General features: G+C 52.9%; 17 protein-coding genes. 7 read left to right on the top strand and 10 right to left on the bottom strand.

Annotated elements, in window-relative coordinates; genetic code table 11:
* Positions 1-77: 77 nt before the first annotated feature.
* The 4 genes from J1782_RS11140 (at position 78) to sanA (ending at position 5,055) form a co-directional block, all read left to right on the top strand.
* The gene (locus J1782_RS11140) at positions 78-812 is read left to right on the top strand and encodes an arginine ABC transporter substrate-binding protein (protein ID WP_165058129.1); all 735 of its coding nucleotides are present in this window, start codon (positions 78-80) and stop codon (positions 810-812) included.
* A gap of 350 nt (positions 813-1,162) precedes the next feature.
* Positions 1,163-2,047: a cytidine deaminase gene (gene cdd, locus J1782_RS11135; protein ID WP_152324223.1), complete on the top strand. Its 885-nt coding sequence runs from the start codon at positions 1,163-1,165 to the stop codon at positions 2,045-2,047.
* Between the two features lie 158 nt (positions 2,048-2,205).
* Positions 2,206-3,903: an NAD-dependent malic enzyme gene (locus J1782_RS11130; protein ID WP_152324224.1), complete on the top strand. Its 1,698-nt coding sequence runs from the start codon at positions 2,206-2,208 to the stop codon at positions 3,901-3,903.
* A 228-nt stretch (positions 3,904-4,131) separates the two neighbouring features.
* A complete protein-coding gene (gene sanA / locus J1782_RS11125) occupies positions 4,132-5,055 on the top strand; it encodes an outer membrane permeability protein SanA (RefSeq protein ID WP_217153158.1) in 924 nt (307 codons plus the stop codon).
* 62 nt (positions 5,056-5,117) lie between these two features.
* Here sanA and mglC read toward each other — a convergent pair whose 3' ends face one another.
* The 7 genes from mglC to J1782_RS11090 form a co-directional block, all read right to left on the bottom strand.
* Positions 5,118-6,128 (bottom strand): galactose/methyl galactoside ABC transporter permease MglC, encoded by a 1,011-nt coding sequence (gene mglC, locus J1782_RS11120; protein ID WP_120163900.1) that lies wholly within the window; start codon positions 6,126-6,128, stop codon positions 5,118-5,120.
* 18 nt (positions 6,129-6,146) lie between these two features.
* Positions 6,147-7,682: a galactose/methyl galactoside ABC transporter ATP-binding protein MglA gene (gene mglA / locus J1782_RS11115; protein ID WP_152324226.1), complete on the bottom strand. Its 1,536-nt coding sequence runs from the start codon at positions 7,680-7,682 to the stop codon at positions 6,147-6,149.
* Between the two features lie 246 nt (positions 7,683-7,928).
* Positions 7,929-8,927: a galactose/glucose ABC transporter substrate-binding protein MglB gene (gene mglB, locus J1782_RS11110; protein ID WP_217153157.1), complete on the bottom strand. Its 999-nt coding sequence runs from the start codon at positions 8,925-8,927 to the stop codon at positions 7,929-7,931.
* A gap of 251 nt (positions 8,928-9,178) precedes the next feature.
* Positions 9,179-10,210, bottom strand: coding sequence for an HTH-type transcriptional regulator GalS (gene galS / locus J1782_RS11105; RefSeq protein WP_152324227.1), 1,032 nt, complete (start codon positions 10,208-10,210; stop codon positions 9,179-9,181).
* A gap of 270 nt (positions 10,211-10,480) precedes the next feature.
* Positions 10,481-11,635: a DUF418 domain-containing protein YeiB gene (gene yeiB, locus J1782_RS11100; protein ID WP_217153156.1), complete on the bottom strand. Its 1,155-nt coding sequence runs from the start codon at positions 11,633-11,635 to the stop codon at positions 10,481-10,483.
* A 114-nt stretch (positions 11,636-11,749) separates the two neighbouring features.
* Positions 11,750-12,415 carry a GTP cyclohydrolase I FolE gene (gene folE / locus J1782_RS11095; RefSeq protein WP_217153155.1) on the bottom strand — a complete coding sequence of 222 codons (666 nt, stop codon included), beginning with the start codon at positions 12,413-12,415 and terminating at the stop codon, positions 11,750-11,752.
* 125 nt (positions 12,416-12,540) lie between these two features.
* The gene (locus J1782_RS11090; RefSeq protein WP_152324230.1) at positions 12,541-13,668 is read right to left on the bottom strand and encodes a YbfB/YjiJ family MFS transporter; all 1,128 of its coding nucleotides are present in this window, start codon (positions 13,666-13,668) and stop codon (positions 12,541-12,543) included.
* A 199-nt stretch (positions 13,669-13,867) separates the two neighbouring features.
* Here J1782_RS11090 and J1782_RS11085 point away from each other — a divergent pair, with 199 nt between their 5' ends.
* The 3 genes from J1782_RS11085 to fghA are packed head-to-tail and all read left to right on the top strand — an operon-like array spanning position 13,868 to position 16,836.
* The gene (locus tag J1782_RS11085) at positions 13,868-14,797 is read left to right on the top strand and encodes a LysR family transcriptional regulator (protein WP_152324231.1); all 930 of its coding nucleotides are present in this window, start codon (positions 13,868-13,870) and stop codon (positions 14,795-14,797) included.
* Positions 14,798-14,841: 44 nt separating this feature from the next.
* A complete protein-coding gene (locus tag J1782_RS11080; RefSeq protein WP_152324232.1) occupies positions 14,842-15,966 on the top strand; it encodes an S-(hydroxymethyl)glutathione dehydrogenase/class III alcohol dehydrogenase in 1,125 nt (374 codons plus the stop codon).
* 12 nt (positions 15,967-15,978) lie between these two features.
* Entirely contained in the window at positions 15,979-16,836 is an 858-nt protein-coding gene (gene fghA, locus J1782_RS11075) for an S-formylglutathione hydrolase (protein ID WP_165058139.1), read from the top strand.
* Positions 16,837-17,047: 211 nt separating this feature from the next.
* Here the strand turns inward: fghA and gsiD are convergent, their stop codons facing one another.
* The 3 genes from gsiD to gsiB all read right to left on the bottom strand — a co-directional run bounded on the left by gsiD (position 17,048) and on the right by gsiB (position 20,556).
* On the bottom strand, positions 17,048-17,962 hold the full coding sequence (gsiD, locus tag J1782_RS11070) for a glutathione ABC transporter permease GsiD (RefSeq protein ID WP_152324234.1): 915 nt from the start codon (positions 17,960-17,962) through the stop codon (positions 17,048-17,050).
* 8 nt (positions 17,963-17,970) lie between these two features.
* Positions 17,971-18,891, bottom strand: coding sequence for a glutathione ABC transporter permease GsiC (gene gsiC / locus J1782_RS11065; protein ID WP_152324235.1), 921 nt, complete (start codon positions 18,889-18,891; stop codon positions 17,971-17,973).
* A gap of 108 nt (positions 18,892-18,999) precedes the next feature.
* Complete coding sequence (gene gsiB / locus J1782_RS11060; protein ID WP_152324236.1) at positions 19,000-20,556, bottom strand: glutathione ABC transporter substrate-binding protein GsiB; 1,557 nt, start codon at positions 20,554-20,556, stop codon at positions 19,000-19,002.
* Positions 20,557-20,577: the final 21 nt, after the last annotated feature.

Here is a 20,577-nt window from a genome sequence, read left to right as displayed (position 1 = left end):
AGTTACCCGATTACATTAATAAAATCAGTAAACTGTACCGTGAAGGGAATGTCATTTTTTAAACAGGAATGTATTGCATGAAAAAGCTGATCCTCGCTGCCCTTTTGTCTGCCACTGCTTTTGCTGCCACCGCTGCGGATACCCTTCGTTTCGGGACTTCCGCTACGTATCCGCCGTTTGAATCGATCGGTGCTGATAACCAGATTATCGGTTTTGATATCGATCTGGCTAATGCGCTGTGTAAGCAGATGCAGGAAACCTGCACCTTTACCAATCAGCCGTTCGACGGTCTGATCCCGGCGCTTAAATTCCGTCGTTTCGATGTGATTATTTCCGGCATGGACATCACCGAAGAGCGCAGCAAGCAGGTCACGTTTACCCGACCTTACTACGCCAATACCGCGATGATCATCGGGCCAAAAGGAAAATACTCTTCCATCGCCGATCTGAAAGGCAAACGTGTCGGTCTTGAAAACGGCACTACCCACCAGAAATACCTGATGGAAAAACATCCTGAGATCACCACCGTCGGGTATGACAGCTATCAGAATGCGATTCTGGATCTGAAAAGTGGTCGTCTGGACGGACTGTTGGGCGATACCGCCGTGCTGAATGGCTGGCTGAAATCCAACCCGAATCTCGGTGAAGTCGGCGAACTGATTAAAGATCCGCAATACTTTGGTACCGGCGTGGGTATGGCAGTGCGTCCTGATAATAAGGAACTGCTGGCGAAACTGAATACGGCGCTGGAAGGTATTAAAGCCAACGGCGAATTCCAGAAGATCAATGACAAGTGGTTCCCTTCCCACTGATTCCCCGTCATCCTTCGAGCTGACTCTGCCTTGGCCGCGTTACCCGGCCCATCCATGGGCCTCGCTCCTGAAGGAGCCGCTCAAAGCAGCGTTCCAGTCTGCTCCCGGCAGATGGGTCACTCACCCCGGTCACATACTGATGTATGCTCCCGGGGTTCACTCAGTTGCCACCTGGATTCAACTCGGATGATGTTGGGGAAAGGAATAAAAAGGCGACTGTTCTGCGTAACATCTCTCAAAAATGTAATGACTCAGAACTTATTACATCGAAAAAGTGACATTCATCACACTACATTCATGGAATGACTTTTACACTGTTCAACCGTAATCACTGTCGAGATCGAATGTTTATGCACGCACGTTTTCATACCGCCTTTGCGGCACTCACTGAAAATTTATCCTCCGCGCTTGAGCCATTTCTGCGACATGACGACTTTCCGGCAATGTTCTCTGCGGCGGATGTTGCACAGATAAAACAAGAGACAGGATTGAATGACGACGCGCTGGCATTCGCCCTGTTACCGCTGGCAGCAGCCTGTTCCGTCACGCCGATTTCGCATTTCAACGTGGGCGCAATTGCCCGCGGAATCTCCGGTAATCTGTATTTCGGTGCCAACATGGAATTTGCCGGTGCGCCGATGCAGCAAACCGTTCATGCCGAACAATCTGCGGTCACACACGCCTGGCTGCGTGGCGAAACGCGTCTGGCCTCAATCACCGTCAATTACACGCCTTGCGGCCATTGCCGTCAGTTTATGAATGAACTGACCAGCGGCACGGCGCTGGATATCCATCTGCCGGATCGCGATGTCGCCACGCTCGGCGACTATCTGCCGCATTCGTTCGGGCCGAAGGATCTGGATATCACCACGCTGCTGATGGATAAAGTCGATCACGGTTACACGCTGAAAACCCACGATGCGCTGGCTGCGCATGCGCTGGATGCCTGCAACCAGAGCCATGCACCGTACAGCAAATCGCACAGCGGCGTGGCACTGGAAACGCTTAACGGCAAACAGTTTGCCGGGCGTTACGCGGAAAACGCCGCTTTCAACCCAAGCCTGCCTCCGCTACAGGCGGCATTAATCCTGCTGAACCTGTCCGGCGAAGACTGCCTGAAAGTCCGTCGCGCCGTGCTGGTCGAACAGGAAGGCGCATTGATCACCCAAAATGACGCCACCCGCGCCACGCTGAAAGCCATCGGCTGCGAAGACGTCACCACACTGAACTGCTGAAACTACCGGGTTTCGTGATCTACCTAACACTAATGACTACGTTCCTGTAGTCATTAGTTACATAACATTGTCTGATTTGAATTCCCCGTTTCCTCTCTGTTACCCTTTCGTCTCTAAACTATAAAAATTAACATTCTGAGCACCGGAAGAGTAAAACGATGGAACTTGAATACGAAAGCAAACGTCCCCTGTACATCCCTCACGCTGGCCCAATCCTGTTAGAATTCCCGTTACTGAATAAAGGCAGCGCTTTTACCGAAGAAGAGCGCAGCAATTTCAACCTTCACGGCCTGTTGCCTGAAGCCGTTGAAACGATTGAAGAACAGGCCGATCGCGCCTACCGCCAGTTCCAGAATTTCAAAACTGACATCGATAAACATATCTATCTGCGTAATATTCAGGACACTAACGAGACGCTGTTTTACCGCCTTCTCGACAGCCATCTCAGCGAAATGATGCCGGTGATTTATACTCCGACCGTCGGCGAAGCCTGCGAGCATTTCTCTGATATCTACCGCCGCGCCCGTGGCCTGTTTATCTCTTATCCGAACCGCGCGCACATCGACGACATGCTGCAAAACGCCACCAAACAACACGTCAAAGTGGTCGTGGTGACTGACGGCGAACGTATTCTGGGCCTGGGCGATCAGGGTATCGGCGGTATGGGCATTCCTATCGGTAAATTGTCTTTGTATACCGCGTGCGGCGGCATCAGCCCGGCATATACCCTGCCGGTTGTGCTGGATGCAGGCACCAACAACCCGCAACTGCTCAACGATCCGCTGTACATGGGCTGGCGTCACCCGCGCATCACCGGCGAAGAGTACGAAGCCTTTGTCGACCAGTTCATTCAGGCGGTAAAAATCCGCTGGCCGAACGTGCTGTTGCAGTTCGAAGATTTCGCGCAGAAGAACGCCATGCCGATCCTCGAACGTTACCGCGACGAACTTTGCTGCTTTAACGATGATATTCAGGGCACAGCGTCCGTGGCACTGGGCAGCCTGATTGCTGCCAGCAAAGCCGCCGGCGGTAAGCTGAGTGACCAGACCGTTGCCTTCCTCGGTGCAGGTTCTGCCGGGTGTGGTATCGCAGAGCAAATTGTTGCACAGATGAAATCCGAAGGCCTGAGTGAAGAAGAAGCCCGTGCGAAAGTCTTCATGGTTGACCGCTTCGGCCTGCTAACCGACAAACTGCCTAACCTGCTGGATTTCCAGAGCAAACTGGTGCAGAAAAGCAGCGCACTGGCAAACTGGGGCATGGCTAACGACAGCATTTCATTGCTGGACGTGGTGCGTCATGCCAAGCCGACGGTGCTTATCGGGGTTTCCGGCCAGCCGGGTCTGTTCACCGAAGAAATCATCCGTGAAATGCACAAACACTGTGCACGTCCGGTGGTGATGCCGCTGAGTAACCCGACATCACGCGTAGAAGCGACACCCGCCGATATCCTCAACTGGACGGACGGTGCGGCGCTCGTCGCCACCGGCAGCCCGTTTGCGCCGGTAAGCCATAAAGGCACGCTTTACCCTATCGCCCAGTGCAACAACTCCTTTATCTTCCCGGGCATCGGTCTGGGTGTCATTGCCTCAGGCGCAACGCGCGTGACTGACGGTATGCTGATGGCCGCTAGCCGAACGCTGGCCGAATGTTCACCGCTGGCAACCGAAGGTAAAGGCTCGCTGCTGCCGGACGTCGATGATATTCAGGGCGTGTCCAAATGCATCGCGCTGGAAGTGGGTAAAGCCGCGCAGTTGCAGGGTGTGGCGATGGTGACATCGGAAGATACGCTGTCGAAAGCGATTGAACACAACTTCTGGGCACCGCAATATCGCAGTTATAAACGCACTTCATTCTGATAGCGTTTAGGTCATAAGCTGACTGACCATGATCCAGACCAATGCCTTGTGCATTGGTCTTATTTTTCGTCTAAATTGCAGCCCGTTACGCAGATTCGAAAGTAATTGCCTGAAAAGTGCTGAAAAAACCCGCGATGCCGGTGGTTACAGAGTGCGACGTATTGCGTCCCCTAAACAGGTAAAGTAGCCTTGGATCCGTTTTCAATCCGATCATAAACAGGGATACCTATGATTAAGCGACTTATAGCTGGCGTTACCGGCATCGTTATTCTGATGCTGGCGGTCGCTATCGGGCTTGATCAGTGGATAAGCCTGCGCACCCAGCCTTACATTTATGACGAAGTGCAGACCCTGCCTCACCGCCAGGTTGGCGTCGTTCTCGGCACTTCCAAGTATTACCGTACCGGCGTCATCAATCAGTATTACCTTTACCGCATTCAGGGCGCGATCAACGCCTACAACAGCGGCAAAGTGAAATACCTGCTGCTGAGCGGCGACAATGCACAGCAAAGCTACAACGAACCGAGCACCATGCGCCGGGATCTGATCGCCGCCGGCATTCCAGCCAGTGACATCGTGCTCGACTATGCCGGGTTCCGGACGCTCGACTCCATCGTGCGCACCCGTAAAGTTTTCGACACCAACGATTTCATCATCATTACCCAGCGTTTCCATTGTGAACGTGCGTTGTTTATCGCACTGCACATGGGTATTCAGGCGCAGTGTTTTGCCGTGCCTTCACCGAAAAATATGCTCAGCGTGCGCAGCCGCGAGATCTTCGCCCGCCTCGGCGCGCTGACGGATTTGTATCTGCTTAAACGCGAACCCCGCTTCCTCGGGCCGCTGATCCCCATTCCCGCGGTGCACAATATTCCCGACGATGCACAGGGTTATCCGGCAGTGACACCTGAACAAGTGCTGGCCCTGCAACAGCAGCTGGAAGCCGAGAAGAAAGCCGCCATCGCCAAAGCCGCAGCCGACAAGGCAGCAGCAGATAAAGCGGCTGCGGACAAAGCCGCCGCAGAGGAAGCCGCAAAACTGAAAGCTGAGCAGGAAGCCAATGAAGCCGCTCAGGCCGAAACTGAGGATGCCGCACCGGCATCCCGGCTTGAACCGCCGAAACCGGTGGGCAGAAATCCGTTCAGGCAGTAAGAACCGAATTTACGACAGCAAAAAGGCCGCATAAGCGGCCTTCTCTTTTATAACCCGATCATTTATTTCTTCTTGGCGTATTTCAAAGAGTCCAGCGCCACCGCGAAGATGATGATGCTGCCTTTGATAATGTACTGCCAGTAAGGGTTAACGCCGATATAGGTCAGACCGTAGTTGATGACGGTGAATATCAGCACACCAGTTACGACCCCGGCTACAGAACCCACACCGCCGGCAAATGACACGCCGCCGACCACGCAGGCGGCGATAGCATCAAGTTCATACATAAAGCCGAGGTTGTTGGTTGCACTGCCGATACGCCCTGCTTCCAGCAACCCCCCGAAGGCATAGAACACACCTGACAGCGCATAAATCATGATCAGGTTTAACGGTACGTTAACGCCTGAAACTTTCGCCGCTTCCGGATTGCCGCCGATGGCGAAGATGTTCTTACCAAAACGTGTTTTGTTCCACAGCACCCAGACGAAGGCGATAGCAATGACTGCGTAGAAGGTGATGTAAGAAAGCTTCAGGCCGCCCAGGTGAATAAAGCCCTGTGCGAACTTCGAAAAGCCCGGATCAAAACCGGCAATCGGTGAGGAGCCTACATAGTCGTAATACAGGGAGTTAATCCCGTAAACGATAATCATGGTACCCAACGTGGTGATAAACGGCGTTACGTTCAGGTAAGCAATGATAATGCCGTTAAGCAAACCGATCAGCGCACCAACAATACACACGGTCAGGATAACCAGCGGGATCGGCACCACTTCCAGATGCGGGAAGACTTTGTTGACGTTATCCATCGCCTGCAACATGGTTGCCGCGACAACCGCCGCTAAACCGACCTGACGACCGGCTGACAAGTCAGTACCCTGCGTGACAATCAGCCCCGCCACGCCGAGCGCAATAATCACGCGCACAGAAGATTGCGTAAGAATGTTACTCAGGTTAACCAGACTGAGGAAGCTTGGATCCTGAATGATAATAATGGCCAGTAAGACCAGCAATACCACATAAATCCCGCCCTCTTTTAAATAAGTGAGCACGCTTTTCTTATTTAATGCTTTCATAATAAGAACCCTTAAAAATTAGAGATGCAAGGAGGCCAGGCGTAATATTTCGTTCTGCGAAGTCGTTTTTGTTTCAACAATACCCGCAACCTGTCCATTACTCATAACCAATATTCTGTCAGTAATACCCAGCAACTCAGGCATTTCAGAGGAGATAATAATGATCCCCTTCTCTTTTTTAGCCAACTCGGTGATTAACTGGTAAATTTCAAATTTAGCGCCAACATCAATCCCGCGAGTTGGTTCATCCAGCATTAATATTTCAGGATTGGTTAATAGCCAGCGCCCGATAATGACTTTTTGCTGGTTCCCGCCAGACAAAGAGCCAATACTGGTTTTATGCCCTGGCGTTTTCACCCGCATGGAATCGATAACCCACTGGGTATCACTTTTCATCCGAGTGGTATCGAGCAATCCGGCTTTATTTTTATATTGACGGATGTTCGAAATCAGCGAGTTAAAACCGATATCCAGATAGGCATAAATACCGGTGGAACGACGCTCTTCAGTCACCAGCGCAAACCCGTGATTAATGGCTTCATTGGCGCTGTGATTATTAATTTTTTTGCCGTGCAGTTTAATGGTGCCGGAAACTTTCTCACGGATGCCAAATAATGTCTCGACGATATCTGTACGTTTCGCACCAACCAGACCGGCAATCCCGAGAATTTCTCCTTTATGTAAATCAAAGGAAATATCACGGATCGAAGGCTGACGTAGTGAAGTCAGATTACGCACTTCAAGGATCACTTCACCCGGCACGTTCTGGCGATCCGGGAAGCGCTGACTCAGTGAGCGGCCAACCATCATGGAAATGATTCTGTCCATGTCGAGGCCTTCCAGCGGCTGAGTAGCAATCCACTGGCCGTCACGCAGGATGGTGATTTCATCACACAGCTGGAAAATTTCTTCCATCTTATGAGAGATATACACAATACCGCAGCCGCGATCTTTCAGCTTACGGATAATCGTGAACAGGTGGTTCACTTCTTTTTCCGTCAGGGAAGATGTCGGTTCATCCATAATGACGATTTTGGCATTGTAGGAAAACGCCTTGGCGATTTCGATCATCTGCATCTGGGAAACAGACAATTTACCGACCTTGTCACGCGGGTCGATATCAATATCCAGCTCGTCAAAAATCGCTTTGGTGTCTTTGTACATTTTGTCCTGATCGACAAAAATGCCTTTAGTCGGATAACGTCCCAGCCACATGTTGTCCATGACCGTACGCTGTAACACCAGGTTTAATTCCTGATGTACCATCGACACACCTTGTTCAAGCGCTTCTTTGGAGCTTTTAAAATTGACTTCCTGTCCCTGAAATAGAATCGTACCGGAGTCTTTACTGTAAATTCCGAAAAGGCATTTTAATAATGTGGATTTACCCGCGCCATTTTCCCCCATTAAGGCATGGATGGAATGCGGACGCACTTTTAAATTCACATTATCTAACGCCTTAACGCCTGGGAATGATTTATTAATGCCGCTCATTTCCAGCAGAAATTCACCTGGCTTTTCTGTTTTTGTGTCAGATAACGAAATATCGGCCATAGTTGTACCTGGCTAAAGATAAAAATAAACGGATGTATTAATACCTGATGTCAGTAATGCAGCCGGTAAGCGAACCTGCCGGCTGCATTATGACATGACGTCCTGTCAGACAAGCATTAACGTCTTATAACACTTACTGTTTTTTTACGGCTTAACCGCAATATTAATTGCCACTGCTTAGCTTTGTTTTTCTTTATTGCTGTCTGTCAGTCTTAATACTTACTGTGTAAAGCTAAAAAGTCTGTCTTATTTGGTGAAAGTAGACAGGTTATCTTTATCTACAGCCACGTAAGGAATACGAACGACTTTATTTTCAACTTTCCAGCTGGTGCCATCGGCTGCTGATTTACCTTCAGCCAGATTTTTAGCCAGCTCAAATGTTGCTTTAGCCTGGTTGCTTGCATCGTTGAGCACAGTACCGGCCATCGCGCCAGATTTAACCAGTGCCAGCGCTTCTGGTAACGCATCCACACCGAAGACCGGAATGCTGGATTTGTTATGCGATTTCAGTGCTTCTACAGCGCCCATTGCCATTGCATCGTTGTTGGCGATAACCACTTCGATTTTGTTAGCGTTAGGACCGGACAGCCAGGCGTCCATTTTGTCTTTCGCCTGAGCGGTATCCCACATTGCTGTATCAAGTTGCAGCTGATCAGTTTTCAGGCCTTCTTTACCATTCAAAGTGCTGATGACGTATTTGGTACGCGCTTCAGCATCCGGATGGCCAGGTTCGCCTTTGATAAGCACATACTGGATGGTGCCGTCTTTGTTCAGATCCCAGGCCGGATTCGCTTTCCAGTGTTTAGCAATCAGCTCACCCTGGATAACGCCGGATTCTTTAGAGTCAGTCCCGACGTAATAGGCTTTGTCGTAGCTGTCTAAATCTTTACGGGAAGGTTCTTTGTTATAGAAAACGACAGGAATGCCAGCACCGCGGGCTTTCTCAATAATGACCGGGGCAGCAGCCGGGTCAACCAGGTTAATGGCCAGGGCTTTAACCCCTTTCGCCAGCATAACGTCAACCTGGTCGTTCTGGGTGGACTGGCTGTTTTGCGAGTCATTCATCAGCAGTTGCACATCTGGAGAAGCTTTTGCATCTTTCTCGATGGCTTTGCGCACTTCAGACATGAAGTTGTCATCGTATTTATAGATGGTGACACCGATTTTAGTATCAGCAGCGTGTGCGGCAAAACCAAACATCATGCTCGCAGCCAGAGTAGCCAGTGTGAAAACCTTTTTATTCATTTGTATCTCCGGTTATGTAGGGTGTTACAGAATTTGGCACCGGAAATCCCTGCGGGAGCAGTACAGCTCCACGTCATGATTGTGGGTGCCTGCCATCCTTGACTTATAACGTCCTGACTCGCTGTGAAACCAGTCCGGTAACGCCGGACACAAAGTGAATCATGTTGAAAACGAATGCATCATAAAGGCCGCGATGTTAATAAACTGTGAAAGTTCTCACAGATTGAAAACGGTTACATCGCGTTATTTGATCAATAAGTGACGGGTGCCACATTTTGCCACGGCGCCACTGAATGGCGTCTGACCAGCGTCGGCATAAAACAATGCGAAACGCCCGTAGCTAACTGTTCTGCCGCACCTTTTAATGCCAGTTCGGTGGCGAGCGTCGCCATTGAGACAATCGGGTAACGCACCGTTGTCATTTTCGGGCTGGTGTACCGGGCAATCGGAATATCGTCAAAACCTACCAGTGAGAAATCGTCAGGAATGTTAATTCCGTTTTCTTTCAACACTGCCATCGCCCCCGCCGCCATCGAATCGTTATACGTGAAGACCGCGCTCAGATGCAGATTGCGTCCGAGGAGTTCAACCATCGCTGCCTCTCCGCCCTGCAAATCCGGCGAACTTTGCGCGCGCCAGGCCGCGGGAGGAGCAACGGCAGAATGATGTGCCTGCGTCATGGCCTGTAAATAACCCTGATAGCGCTGCAAATCATCTTCAATGCCGTGGCTTGAGCCGATATAGCCGATGCGCTGATGTCCCTGAGACAGCAACAGACGCGTGGCCATTTCTGCCCCGCTGACGTTATTGAGCCACACGCAGCGATGCTCGTAGCCCGGAATAACGCGGTTAATCAGCACCATGCCGGAAACCTGATCCATAAAGCGAGAAAGCTCATCATCACCAAGCGCCTTGGAATGCACGATGAGCGCGTTACAGCGCTGGCGGATCAAAACTTCAATGGCATGCCTTTCTTTTTCGGCAATGTGATAGCTGTTACCTATCAGAACGTATTTCTGATGCTGCTGCGCTACGGTATCAACCGCTTTCACCAGCGCGCCAAAAAAGGGATCTGATACGTCCATCACGACCACGCCGATGGTGTCGCTGGTTTGCGTTGCCAGCGCCTGTGCGTTGGCGTTAGGCCGGTATCCCAGCGTGGCGACGGCCTGCAAAACCTGCTCGCGGGCTTCTTTACTGGCGATAGACGGATTGTTCAGAACACGGGAAACAGTGGCGACAGACACGCCCGCCAGACGGGCGACATCACGAATGGTGACCATTTGTCGCTCCGTCATCAGCCAGAGAGTGGTACGGAGGAATACGGAAATGGTTAACCCAGGAGGTAAAAAATGCAGACAAAGAGAAGCGAGGTGAAGTGCTCATGGCGTTTCCTTTTTTAGTGTAGTGGTCGTCAGACTGGCACGACCGCTATCCTAAACATTTTGCGATAACGCCTGCGTGAATCACGTCACAGGAAAGAAAACGTTTACATACAATTCTGCAACGTCCATCTCAAATCTATAATTTAGGATGATATATCAGCACACACCTCAAGCCGTTTTCATCTCAACGCCAGAGGCTTTAATGGTCAGTTTTCGCCATAGCCATTCCAGAGGCCCCTGACGGAAATAACGCAGCCACAGCAGCGTTACCAGCAGGTTGCACGCCCAGACCAGCGGCACCATCGCCAGCAGTTGCAGCCGGTCGAAGTGCAGGAAGAAGCCGAAGAAATTGAAGAACGTGGTGCATATCAGCGTCTGTAACAGGTAATTGGTCAGCGCCATGCGGCCAACCTGAGAAATCCAGTGAACCAGCCGCCAGCGCGAAATCACCGACCAGAAGCCATAACACAGCGCCAGATAGCTGACGGCCTGCATCAGCGAGCCAATTTCACGTGGAACCTGCAACAAAAAGCCGCTCCAGCGGTAATCCCAGCCGCTCTTCCATTGCAGGTAAATCGCCGGAATTTGTATCACCAATGAAAGCGGTAACAGCGCCGCCGCCACTTTGCGGTAATGCCGCTCGCTGAATTCGCCTTTCAGCCATCCACTACGCATCAGCCCGGAGCCGATCAACATTGCGCCCGCCAGTTCCCAACCGTATTGCGCACCAATCGCCAGCAAACTTGAAGATAAGAGATCCAGCCGGTTGTGAATAGCTTCCCAGCCGCCTTTCAGCCGCCAGTATTGCTCATACTGAATTTCAGCCGGTCCCGGCAGCCAAAAACTTCCCGCTTTGGGTGAAGAAATCACGCCCAAAATCGCCAGTACCGCGACGCCGATGAGATACAAAATAATCCCGGTCGAAACCAGCGACTGGCTGCTGCGCCCTTCCCTTACCATACGCCAGCACACCAGACCAATCAGTCCGTAGGACAGCAGAATGTCGCCATCCCACAACAATGTGGCGTGGATCAGGCCGCACAATAATAAAATCGAAAGACGCGACTGGATCCAGTGTTTGCCACGCGGCATCAGCAAATACAAACCGCCGCCAAACAGCATGGCAAACATCATCAGGAATTTACCCTGCGCGACGGCGTCGAGCACCGCCCAGGTCCAGGCGTCAGAGGTTGATGGGGTTCCGGCAAATGCCGGATTCAGGTACGCAGCTTTCGGTAAACCGAAGGCGCTGATATTGAGAAGCAGGATGCCAAAAATGGCGAGACCACGGGCAAAGTCGAGCGTGGCAATACGTGAGCGCATACCTGGCGTTCCTGTTAACGGTAAGGAGCTGAAAATTTTGCGGGCTCCAGACAGACTAACGGCACCCTGAAGGTGCCGCAATATGAAAGTGTCTGACCGGTTAAAACGCCGCCATTAACTGGCGTGTCTTACAGTACGCAGGAATTCCTGACGTGTATTCTGGCTGGACTTGAACAGACCGCCCAGAGACGTGGTGGTTGTCGCGCTGGTTGCGTCACGCACGCCGCGGGCTTTCACGCAGTAATGCACGGCATCAATCGACACTGCCACATTTGGCGTGCCGAGCAGCGTCTGTAACGCCACCAGAATCTGCTGGGTCAGACGTTCCTGAACCTGCGGACGCTGCGAGAAGAACTGCACGATGCGGTTGATTTTCGACAAACCGATCACGGTATCTTTTGGCAGATACGCCACGGTGGCTTTCCCGTCGATGGTCACGAAATGATGTTCGCAGGTGCTGGTCAGGGTGATATCACGCACCGTCACCATCTCATCCACTTTCATCTTGTTTTCGATAACAGTGATTTTCGGGAAGTTCGCGTAATCCAACCCGGAGAAAATTTCATCAACGTACATCTTCGCGATACGACGCGGCGTTTCCACCAGACTGTCATCGGAGAGATCCAGATTGAGCAATTGCATGATGCCAGTCATATGTTCCTGGATCCGCTGTTTGCGCGTTTCGTTGTCGATCGGCAGGGCTTCACGCAGAGGGGTTTCCAGACCACAGGCTAACAATGCCTCATGGACTAAAATGGCTTCTTTACTCAGGGTTGGCATTCATTCTTCTCCGGCAGGTGTAATCACTTTGACGCAGATCACGCCAAAGTGAGGTGGCTTACTGTAGTGGAGAGCCGGTTCAGAATCCAGTGATAGTGTTTCATGATGGATGAAATAGCTGCAACTTATCGGTTCTGCCGGAAGACCAGCGCGCCGGCAATCACGAAACCGGCCAGCGCGACATACAGGGCCGGTTCCAGATGATGCGTCAGCGCAGTCGAAATCGCAGATAAAATTGGCCCGAACAGCTGCCCGACGGCATAACCGGTGGTGAGCAATCCGGCCATATAACGGCTGTGATTCGGCGCCAGTTCGCGGCTGCATTGCAACGCCAGCTGTACCACGCTGAGGAAACCGCCGCCGGTCAGCAATGCCCCGAGCACCAGCCCGGTCACGCCCGGCACGACTTCCGCACACAAAATCCCCAGTCCCTGCGCCCATAATGTCAGCGCCAGACGTTTATGCGTCGTCAGGCAATGGCGGGTCAGAATACCTATCACGATGCCGACAACCGCCGCGCCGCCGAACACCGGCCAGACAAACTGTGCAAACAGGCTGTCAGGAAAACGTGCCGTCGCCATCTGCGATAAAAATGTCGCGGGAAGGATGTACCCAAAGCCCGCCAGACTGTAACTCCACACCAGACGTTTCAGCGCCGGTGTCATGACCAGCGGTTCCGCCGCCACATGGGAACGATGTAAATCACCTTTACGGGGCAGATTCGGCGTGATAATTGCCACAAAAATCAGCGCCAGCACACCGTAAACGCACCAGGCCTGTGCCGAGGACAGCTGTAAACTGTGGATACCTACGGCTAACATGCCGCTCAGGAAAATCCCGGCACCCGGACCGGCGAATACCGCCGCGCTCATTGCCGGACGGCCAAAATGCGCCAGCCGTTCGTTACACCATGCGGAGACCATCACCATCGCCCAGCCGCTGGTCCAGCCGATCAGGAAGCGCACGATGCTGTGCAGCACTTCGCCGGAAATCACCGCCGACAGTAATGTCAGTACAACGCCGCCCCACACACCCAGCCATAACCGGCGTTCGAGGTGGTTGGCCGCACGCATTCCGTCAAACGCGCCACACAGATAACCGAGATAGTTGAAGGCGGCGACTAAACCCGCGCCGGTCAGCGTGAACTGATGTTCAGCTATCATTAAAGGAACCTGCGGCGTGAAGGCGAAGCGCCCGATACCCATCGCGACCACAAAAGCCAGAAAACCACTAAGCGCAATACGAAAAGCCATAACTGCTCCGTCAGAAGAAACCGCAATGCAACATATCAGAAACAATGAATAAACATACTCAAAGCCTGTTGCCGAAAACAGCAGATTTCTTAAAAGAAAGTTAATTGGAAGTTGTGGCTATGATGCCTTATGAGTACAATCACGAAAACTGAATAATACAAACCAAGTTGTTTACGATTCGAGAACACAGGAACCCATCATGGATCTGACTCAGTTACGGATGTTTTGCTGCGTAGCGGAAACCGGTTCGCTGGCGCGTGCGGCAGAGCAACTCCACCGCGTGCCTTCAAACCTGACCACCCGCCTGCGCCAGCTCGAACTCGAACTGGGCACCGATTTGTTCATCCGCGAAAAACAGCGTATCCGCCTTTCCGCGATGGGCCACAACTTCCTTAACTACGCCGAGCGCATTCTTGCGCTGAGCGATGAAGCGATGAGCATCACCCATGCCGGAGAACCTGCCGGGAATTTCGCGCTGGGCTCGATGGAAAGCACCGCAGCAACGCGTCTGCCTTCGTTGCTGGCGGCTTATCATCAGAAATTTCCCCAGGTAGCATTGTCGCTGGTGACCGCCACTTCCGGCGAAACCATTGACAGCGTACGTGCCGGACGTCTCGCTGCGGCGCTGGTTGATGGTCCGATAGATTTTGACGACATCAACGGCTGTATCTCATTTCGCGAACGCATGGTGGTAATCAGCCCGCTGGGTGAATCGCCACTCGTCGTACCTGCCGGTCGCAGCGGTCATACCGTATTTGCCTTCCGCCCGAGCTGTTCCTATCGCCAGCGTTTGCAGGGCTGGATTAAGGAAATGAATGTGCCGGTTGCCAATACGATGGAAATTCAGTCCTATCATTCAATGATGGCCTGCGTTGCCAGCGGTGCGGGTATCGCGATGATCCCGCGTTCGGTGCTGGAACAATTGCCCGGCCACGAACGCGTAGAAATTCACGAAATTCCGGATGAATTCGCCGATACCGCCACCTGGCTTATCTGGCGCAGGGACGCTTTCAGCCCGAATGTCCGGGCGCTGAAAGAACTGATTATCGAACAGAATGACGGTGTGATCCCGTTACTGAAACACCCTCTGGCCGGCGAACATGACCCGGCACTGCATCCGACTTATTAACCTGAAATCTGATTAAGCTAAAAACACCTGACTGGAGCAACATAATGGAAATGATTAAAACACGTGCGGCCGTCGCCTGGGGCCCGAATCAACCTCTGTCCATCGAAGAAGTGGATTTGATGCCACCACAAAAAGGCGAAGTGCTGGTGCGTATCGTTGCCAGCGGCGTATGCCACACCGACGCCTACACCCTTTCAGGCAAAGATCCGGAAGGCGTTTTCCCCGCAATCCTCGGCCATGAAGGCGGTGGTGTAGTAGAAGCTGTCGGCGAAGGCGTCACCAGCGTGGCCGTTGGCGACCACGTGATCCCGCTGTACACCCCGGAATGTGGCGAGTGTAAGTTCTGTAAGTCCGGCAAAACTAACCTGTGTCAGGCGATCCGCACCACGCAGGGTAAAGGCCTGATGCCGGACGGCACCACGCGTTTCTTCAAAGACGGCCAGCCAATTTTCCATTACATGGGCACCTCGACCTTCTCCGAATACACCGTGGTTCCTGAAATTTCACTGGCGAAAATCAATAAAGAAGCGCCGCTGGAAGAAGTGTGTCTGCTCGGTTGCGGCGTGACCACCGGTATGGGCGCTGTGATTAACACCGCCAAAGTGAAAAAAGGCGATACTGTGGCGATCTTCGGCCTCGGAGGCATCGGTCTTTCCGCGATTATCGGCGCCGTGATGGCAGGCGCAGGCCGCATCATCGGTATCGATCTGAACACCAGCAAGTTCGATCTGGCCCGTAAACTCGGCGCAACCGATCTGATTAACCCGAAAGATTTTGATAAGCCGATTCAGGACGTGATCGTCGAAATGACCGACGGCGGCGTGGACTTCTCCTTCGAATGTATCGGCAACGTGAACGTGATGCGTTCCGCGCTGGAATGCTGTCATAAAGGCTGGGGCGAGTCGGTCATTATCGGCGTTGCAGGTGCCGGTGAAGAAATCTCCACCCGTCCGTTCCAGCTGGTAACCGGCCGCGTATGGCGGGGTTCCGCATTCGGTGGCGTCAAAGGCCGCAGCCAGCTGCCGGGCATTGTAGAGCGTTATCTGGACGGCGAATTCGCCCTGAACGATTTCATCACTCACACCATGCCGCTGGAAGAAATCAACGAAGCGTTCGATTTGATGCACGAAGGTAAGTCTATCCGTACGGTTATTCATTTTAACAAGTAAGGAAAGTTTTCGATGAGCAGCTCGATTGAACTACTCGAAGAACACCGGATGTTTGGCGGCTGGCAGCAGCGCTACCGCCATACTTCGGCCAGCCTGAATTGTGGCATGACGTTCAGCATCTATCTGCCACCGGCAAAAGATGACACGCCCCCGCCGGTGCTGTACTGGCTGTCGGGCCTGACCTGCAATGATGAAAACTTCACGCTGAAAGCCGGGGCGCAGCGCGTCGCGGCTGAGCTTGGGCTGATTCTGGTGATGCCGGATACCAGCCCGCGCGGCGAAGGTGTCGCCAACGACGAAGGCTACGATCTCGGTCAGGGCGCAGGATTTTATCTGAACGCCACCCGGTCGCCGTGGGCCGCGCATTACCAGATGTACGATTACCTGCTCGACGAATTGCCTGCGCTTATCAGCGGGCATTTCAACGTCAGCGATCGTCAGTCGATTTTCGGTCACTCCATGGGCGGCCACGGTGCGCTGATGCTGGCGTTACGTAATCCGCACCGCTTCTGTTCAGTTTCCGCGTTTGCACCCATTGTGAATCCGGCGCAGGTTCCGTGGGGACGCAAAGCCTTCTGTGCGTATCTGGGTGACGACGAAAGTCAGTGGCTGCAATACGACAGTTGCCATCTGCTGAGTGCATTGCCGGCAGATCAGAAGCCATTCCCGATTTTAGTCGATCAGGGTGATGGCGATCAGTTTCTCGCAGATCAGCTGCAACCGGCAAAACTGGCCGAAATCGCCCGCCAGCGCGGCTGGCCGTTACAGCTTCGCGTCCAGCCGGGGTACGATCACAGCTACTTTACGATTGCCTCGTTTGTGGAAGATCACCTGCAATTCCATGCGGAGTTTTTGCACTCCAGGGCATGAGGGCGTAATGCCTTTCAATGCTGAATGAGAGAATTTCGGTTTCTCACTTGCAGTGGTCACTCAACGCACTGTGCCGAAACCGCCCAAGAGAGGGAAAGCACTTCCCGCTCTTGGGCGGTTTCGAATACCGTAGGTTCTGTGAAGGCTGTTTATGAGAAACGGAAATCTTCGAGATTCAGATAAAAGGGGGGCTTTGGGGAACCCCAAAATCTCAGCTCTTCAATTTCGGATCCAGCGCGTCCCGTAATCCATCGCCCAGTAAATTAAATGCCAGAACGGTGAGGAATATCGCCAGACTTGGGAATATGGCCACGTGCGGTGCCATGACCATGTCGGCACGGGCCTCGTTGAGCATGGCGCCCCACTCCGGCGTCGGGGGTTGCGCGCCCATTCCCAGGAACGACAGGCTGGCAGCGGTGATAATAGATGTACCAATGCGCATGGTGAAATACACCACTATCGACGACAACGTGCCCGGCAGGATATGACGGAACAAAATCGTGGCGTCGGATGCCCCGATGCTGCGTGCCGATTCAATATAAGTTTGCTGTTTCAGCACCAGCGTATTACCACGCACCAGACGTGCGAACGCCGGGATGCTGAAGATAGCAACCGCGATAATCACATTCGACATGCCGTTACCCATCACGGCAACCACGGCAATCGCCAGCAGGATACCGGGGAAAGCAAACAGCACGTCGCAAACGCGCATGGTGATGCGATCCCACCAGCCCTCGTAGTATCCGGCCAGTAATCCGAACACCGTGCCGATAACTGCGCCGAGTACCACAGACATTACGCCGGCGGTGAGTGATATCCGCGCGCCCATCAGGATACGGCTGAAAATATCCCGCCCGAGTGAATCCACACCGAGCCAGTGCATCACCGACGGACCTTCGTTCAGACGGTCGTAATCGAAGTAATTTTCCGGATCAAAGGGCACCAGCCACGGCGCAAAGATCGCAGCGGCAATCAGTAAAAGAATGAAAACGCCCGCAATCATCGCGATATGTTGCCGGCGAAAGCGCCGCCAGAACGCTTTCCACGGCGTTCTTACCGCCTGCGAAGTTTCGGATGTGATTATCGGCAAGCTCGCCAGTACGGCATTTCTCCGCCAGTTTTTCATGCGACTGCTCACTTGTATCGGATAGAAGGGTTAATCACGGCGTACAGCATGTCCACCAGCAGATTGATGAGGATGAATTCGAGAGAGAAGAGCAGTACCTCGGCCTGGATCACCGGATAATCACGCATCTCCACGGAATCTACCAGCAACCGCCCTAACCCCGGCCAGTTGAAGACTTTCTCGACCACAATCGAGCCCCCCAGCAGGAACCCAAACTGTAATCCCATCATGGTCACAACCGGGATCATGGCGTTGCGTAGCCCGTGTTTTACCACCACAACGGCTTCATGAACGCCCTTCGCCCGCGCCGTGCGCATGTAATCTTCCTGCATAACTTCAACAAAAGACGCCCGGGTAAAGCGCGCCATAATGGCCGCCACCGCCGCGCCCAGCGTGATGGACGGCAGAATATAATGCTGCCAGCCGTCAGCCCCGACGGTCGGCAACCAGCCCAGTTCAACGGAGAAAACCTGCATCAGCAGCATACCCAGCGCAAAGGCCGGGAAAGAGATACCGGAAACAGCGAGCGCCATGCCCAGACGATCCGGCCAGCGGTTGCGCCAGACGGCGGAGACTACGCCAATGAGCAGCCCGATAATCACCGACCACAGCATGCTGGTCAGCGTCAGCCAGAAGGTCGGCATAAAGCGGGAGCTGATTTCATCAATGACCGGGCGTTTGGACACCATCGAGTGCCCGAAATCACCGGTCAGCGCGTTGCCGAAGAAGGTGAGGAATTGCTGATAGAGCGGCTTATCCAGCCCTAAATCCTGACGGACCAGCGCCACGACGCTGGCGTCTGCGTCCTGTCCGGCCATCAGACGCGCCGGATCGCCCGGCAAAAGATGTACAAATAAAAAGACCAGCACTGCCACAATCAGCAATGTCGGAATCAGTCCCAGTAATCGTTTCAGAAAATAATTAAGCATGATTCGCTGTCTGTGATTTCACGGTATGACATCCCTATTCCGTCTGCGGAACACGTAAGTTCAGGGCGCGGAAACTTTGAACCCGCACCCTGAAAGCTTCACCGCATATTATTTCACATCGGCATCATCAAAGCTGAATGCCGTATCCGGCATCACATAGAAACCTGTCAGACGTTTGTTGTTGGCAGAAACCAGACGTTCAGTCACCAGGAATGCCCACGGCGCGTCGGTCCAGATTTGTTTCTGGGCATCGGCGTACAGTTTGGCTTTCTCCGCTTTGTCAGTGGTTTTCAGCGCGTCGGACAAATCTTTATCCACCTGCGCATTGCTGTAGAACGCCGTATTGAATTGTTTCGGTGGCGCAGCCTGGGTTGAGAACAGCGGCGACAGCGCCCAGTCAGCTTCGCCCGTTGATGCCGACCAGCCGGTATAGAACATGCGGATACCTGCTTCTTTCTGCCCGACGTTCTCCACCTGAGCGGCACGCTGTGCGGCATCCATCGCAGTGACCGTCACTTTGATACCGACCTGCGCCAGCTGCTGTTGCGTGAACTGCAACACTTTTTGCGCGGTGCTGTTGTTATGTGAAGACCACAGCGTGGTGGTAAAGCCGTCCGGATAACCCGCTTCTTTCAGAAGTTGTTTGGCTTTTGCCGGATCGTATGGCCACGGTTTGAATTTCGCGGCGTACTCAATTCCCTGCGGCAATGGCCCTTCGGAAGGCACAGCGTAACCGGCAAACGCGACTTTAATCAGCGCCTGTTTGTTGATGGCGTAGTTGATCGCCTCACGCACTTTCACGTTATCGAACGGTTTTTGCGTCACGTTAAAGCTGATGTAACGATGCAAAATTGACGGCGCGGCCACCAGATCCAGTTTCGGGTTTTTCTCCAGCAGCGCGGCCTGCTCGTAAGGCACCGGGAACGCCAGATCAGCTTCACCGGTTTGCAGCATCGCGGCGCGGGTGTTGTTATCTACAACCGGACGCCAGGTGATGGTATCGAGTTTAGGCTCGCCTTTTTTCCAGTAACCGTCGAATTTCTTCACTTTCACGAAGTCGGTTTGGTTCCACTGATCCAGCGTATACGGGCCGGTGCCCACCGGATGGAAACCGATCTCTTTGCCGTATTTGGTCAGCGCCGCCGGGGAAATAATCACAGCCGATGGGTGTGCCAGAATATTGATGAACGCCGAGAACGGTTCTTTGAGCGTAATTTTCACGGTCGTGTCATCCACCGCTTCCGTGCTGGCGATATTTTTAAACAGGTTGTAACGCTTGAGATGATTGTCAGGATTGCTGGCGCGATCAAAGTTAACTTTTACCGCCGCCGCGTTGAAGTCGGTGCCGTCCTGGAATTTCACGCCCGGATGCAGCTTGATGGTGTAAACCAGCCCGTCCTTGCTGACCGTGTAGCTGTCCGCCAGCACGTTTTCCAACTTCATGTTTTTATCGAAGCCAAACAGCCCCTGATAGAAGGATTTTGCCACCGCCTGCGACAAGGTGTCATTCGCATCATAAGGATCAAGCGAGGTGAAGTTAGAGCCTACGGCGATCACAACGTCTTTGGCAGCCCATGCTGAAGCTGAAGCCAGAGAACCGAAAATAGCGGCAGCGAGCACCGCCTGGCGGATCACGTTCTTACCTTTACGTTTCTGCTGATTCATGTCAGTTCCTTTTCCTGTCTT

This window comes from Rahnella sp. BCC 1045 (genome assembly GCF_019049615.1).
GTDB classification, from domain to species: Bacteria; Pseudomonadota; Gammaproteobacteria; order Enterobacterales; family Enterobacteriaceae; genus Rahnella; species Rahnella contaminans.
This window is presented reverse-complemented; position numbering and strand designations above follow the sequence as displayed.

What these genes read in the sequence shown, in the direction of transcription:
- yeiB (WP_217153156.1), bottom strand. Translation starts at nt 11,635, where the DNA reads ATGCGCTCACGTATTGCCACGCTCGACTTTGCCCGTGGTCTCGCCATT.
- cdd (WP_152324223.1), top strand. Translation starts at nt 1,163, where the DNA reads ATGCACGCACGTTTTCATACCGCCTTTGCGGCACTCACTGAAAATTTA.
- folE (WP_217153155.1), bottom strand. Translation starts at nt 12,415, where the DNA reads ATGCCAACCCTGAGTAAAGAAGCCATTTTAGTCCATGAGGCATTGTTA.
- mglA (WP_152324226.1), bottom strand. Translation starts at nt 7,682, where the DNA reads ATGGCCGATATTTCGTTATCTGACACAAAAACAGAAAAGCCAGGTGAA.
- J1782_RS11080 (WP_152324232.1), top strand. Translation starts at nt 14,842, where the DNA reads ATGGAAATGATTAAAACACGTGCGGCCGTCGCCTGGGGCCCGAATCAA.
- fghA (WP_165058139.1), top strand. Translation starts at nt 15,979, where the DNA reads ATGAGCAGCTCGATTGAACTACTCGAAGAACACCGGATGTTTGGCGGC.
- J1782_RS11140 (WP_165058129.1), top strand. Translation starts at nt 78, where the DNA reads ATGAAAAAGCTGATCCTCGCTGCCCTTTTGTCTGCCACTGCTTTTGCT.
- J1782_RS11085 (WP_152324231.1), top strand. Translation starts at nt 13,868, where the DNA reads ATGGATCTGACTCAGTTACGGATGTTTTGCTGCGTAGCGGAAACCGGT.
- J1782_RS11090 (WP_152324230.1), bottom strand. Translation starts at nt 13,668, where the DNA reads ATGGCTTTTCGTATTGCGCTTAGTGGTTTTCTGGCTTTTGTGGTCGCG.
- mglC (WP_120163900.1), bottom strand. Translation starts at nt 6,128, where the DNA reads ATGAAAGCATTAAATAAGAAAAGCGTGCTCACTTATTTAAAAGAGGGC.
- gsiC (WP_152324235.1), bottom strand. Translation starts at nt 18,891, where the DNA reads ATGCTTAATTATTTTCTGAAACGATTACTGGGACTGATTCCGACATTG.
- J1782_RS11130 (WP_152324224.1), top strand. Translation starts at nt 2,206, where the DNA reads ATGGAACTTGAATACGAAAGCAAACGTCCCCTGTACATCCCTCACGCT.
- mglB (WP_217153157.1), bottom strand. Translation starts at nt 8,927, where the DNA reads ATGAATAAAAAGGTTTTCACACTGGCTACTCTGGCTGCGAGCATGATG.
- galS (WP_152324227.1), bottom strand. Translation starts at nt 10,210, where the DNA reads ATGGTCACCATTCGTGATGTCGCCCGTCTGGCGGGCGTGTCTGTCGCC.
- gsiB (WP_152324236.1), bottom strand. Translation starts at nt 20,556, where the DNA reads ATGAATCAGCAGAAACGTAAAGGTAAGAACGTGATCCGCCAGGCGGTG.
- sanA (WP_217153158.1), top strand. Translation starts at nt 4,132, where the DNA reads ATGATTAAGCGACTTATAGCTGGCGTTACCGGCATCGTTATTCTGATG.
- gsiD (WP_152324234.1), bottom strand. Translation starts at nt 17,962, where the DNA reads ATGAAAAACTGGCGGAGAAATGCCGTACTGGCGAGCTTGCCGATAATC.